Annotated in this window: 1 protein-coding gene; it reads left to right on the top strand. The window is 43.9% G+C overall.

Features of this window, described 5'->3' with window-relative positions; genetic code table 11:
• The first annotated feature begins 376 nt into the window (after positions 1–376).
• Positions 377–1,897: an anthranilate synthase component I gene (gene trpE / locus PX482_RS07570; RefSeq protein WP_288122274.1), complete on the top strand. Its 1,521-nt coding sequence runs from the start codon at positions 377–379 to the stop codon at positions 1,895–1,897.
• Positions 1,898–2,306 lie beyond the last annotated feature (409 nt).

The following is a 2,306-nucleotide window of genomic DNA, read 5'->3' on the forward strand; positions in this document are numbered from 1 at the left end:
CTTAATCCCCCCTTGATAAGGGGGGTGTCTGACAACTTTTAACACCTACCTACTTAGGGTTGGCTGAATAAATCTAAAAACCTTGTTGGGTAAGACTTTTAGACTTTTTGTCAATCAAAAAGTACCAGATCTGGGAGTGATCGGGGGAAAATCCCTGGACTTTTTCCCTGAAAATTAGGTAATTGACCCCCTCAAAATCGCTAAAACCCTACACCCCACACCCCACACCCCACACCCTGTCCACACGAAAAACTTTTTCAGCAGACCCTACTTATCTCCCCTGATCCCCACTCCTTCATAATTTATAATTTATAATTCATAATTCCTTTTTTTCCCCTACAAGTGTTGTGCTATCCGTTTCTTGAACCATCAAAATATGATCTTCCCCGACTTCGATCGCTTTCGTCAACTCGCTGGTCAAGGTAACTTTATTCCTGTCTATCAAGAATGGGTCGCTGACCTAGAAACACCCGTTTCGGCCTGGTATAAAGTTTGTGCCGATCAAGCCTACAATTTTTTATTAGAGTCGGTGGAAGGGGGCGAAACCTTGGGACGCTACAGCTTTTTAGGAGGCGATCCCGTCTGGGTATTAGAAGCACGGGGAAACACCACCACCCAAACTTTTCGTAATGGTTCTCAAGAGATTTTTTCGGGGGATCCTTTTGAGATTTTAACCCAATGTTTAGCACCGATTGTGCCGGTTAAATTGCCGCAATTACCCGCGGGAATAGGGGGTTTATTTGGTTTTTGGGGTTATGAATTAATTAATTGGATTGAACCGCGAGTGCCTATTTATGCCGCTACGGATGCCGATCTACCAGATGGTATTTGGATGCAGGTGGATAATCTAATTATTTTCGATCAAGTTAAACGTAAAATCTGGGCGATCGCTTATGCCGATATCCGGGGTAAAAATCCCGATTTAGCGGCCGCTTATCAAGCGGCCTGCGATCGAGTGACACAGTTAGTTCTGAAGTTACGATTACCCCTACCAACTAATGCCAAAACCTTGGAATTATTACCCGTTGGTCAGGGAAAAGAATTAGTCTATGAAAGCAATACAACTCAGGAAAAATTCTGTCAAAATGTCTTGAAAGCGAAGGATTACATCAAAGCGGGGGATATTTTTCAGGTGGTTATTTCCCAGCGTTTAAATGCTAATTATCAGGGTCATCCCTTCGATTTATATCGTTCCTTGCGTCTGATTAATCCTTCTCCTTACATGGCTTTTTATAACTTTAAGGATTGGCAAATTATTGGCTCTAGTCCTGAAGTGATGGTTAAGGCAGAACGGGACGAATTAGGTAAAATAAAGGCTACGGTCAGACCAATTGCTGGCACCCGTCGCCGGGGACAAAACTTGAGTGAAGACCAAGCTTTAGCAACGGATTTATTGCAAGATCCCAAAGAAATTGCCGAGCATATTATGTTAGTGGATTTGGGGAGAAATGATCTAGGTCGGGTGTGCGATCGAGGTACGGTTAAAGTGGATGAATTAATGATCATTGAACGTTATTCCCACGTTATGCACATTGTTAGTAATGTGGTGGGGTATTTAGCCACCAATAAAAGTGCTTGGGATTTATTAAAAGCTTGTTTTCCCGCGGGAACCGTCAGTGGGGCCCCGAAAATTCGTGCTATGGAAATTATTCATGAATTAGAACCCTGTCGTCGTGGTCCCTATTCAGGGGTTTATGGTTACTACGATTTCGAGGGACAGTTAAATAGTGCCATCACGATTCGCACTATGATTGTTCGTCCCCAGGGTAATCAAAATTATCTGGTTTCCGTGCAGGCGGGAGCAGGGTTAGTCGCTGATTCTGAGCCGGAGAAAGAGTATGAAGAAACCCTCAACAAAGCGAGGGGTTTATTGGAGGCAATTCGCTGTTTAAGTTAGATTTTTTAGCCCAGATCCAGTTAAGAGGATTTTGCCATGATTTCTGAGCAGGAATAGGGTTAACTAACTGGGGTTTGCGGCAAAAAGTTTTTCCTGGGGACAGGGTGTGGGGTGTGGTGCGATTCGTTGGCTAGAAACTAGACAGTAAGACGTTTAGAGGATTAGCCGCTTGGTAAATGTAGTACCTTGATAACTTTATAACCTTACAGGTGCGGGTTAGTAATAACCTTAGTCCTGTCCTCTAGATGCCTAGAGTGACGGCATTTCCTGCTGCTTTAGACTTGGTACATCGGAGGTAGTGAGCGAGGAAAAAAAGCGGTATCTGATAGCCTAAATCAGAAACCCGTTGAGCCAGAACCTATGGATAGCCCTGGGGCGAAGATACGAATTAACCATCGTCAACACCCAC

It is taken from the genome of Microcystis sp. M53602_WE12 (assembly GCF_030065455.1).
Classification (GTDB): domain Bacteria; phylum Cyanobacteriota; class Cyanobacteriia; order Cyanobacteriales; family Microcystaceae; genus Microcystis; species Microcystis aeruginosa.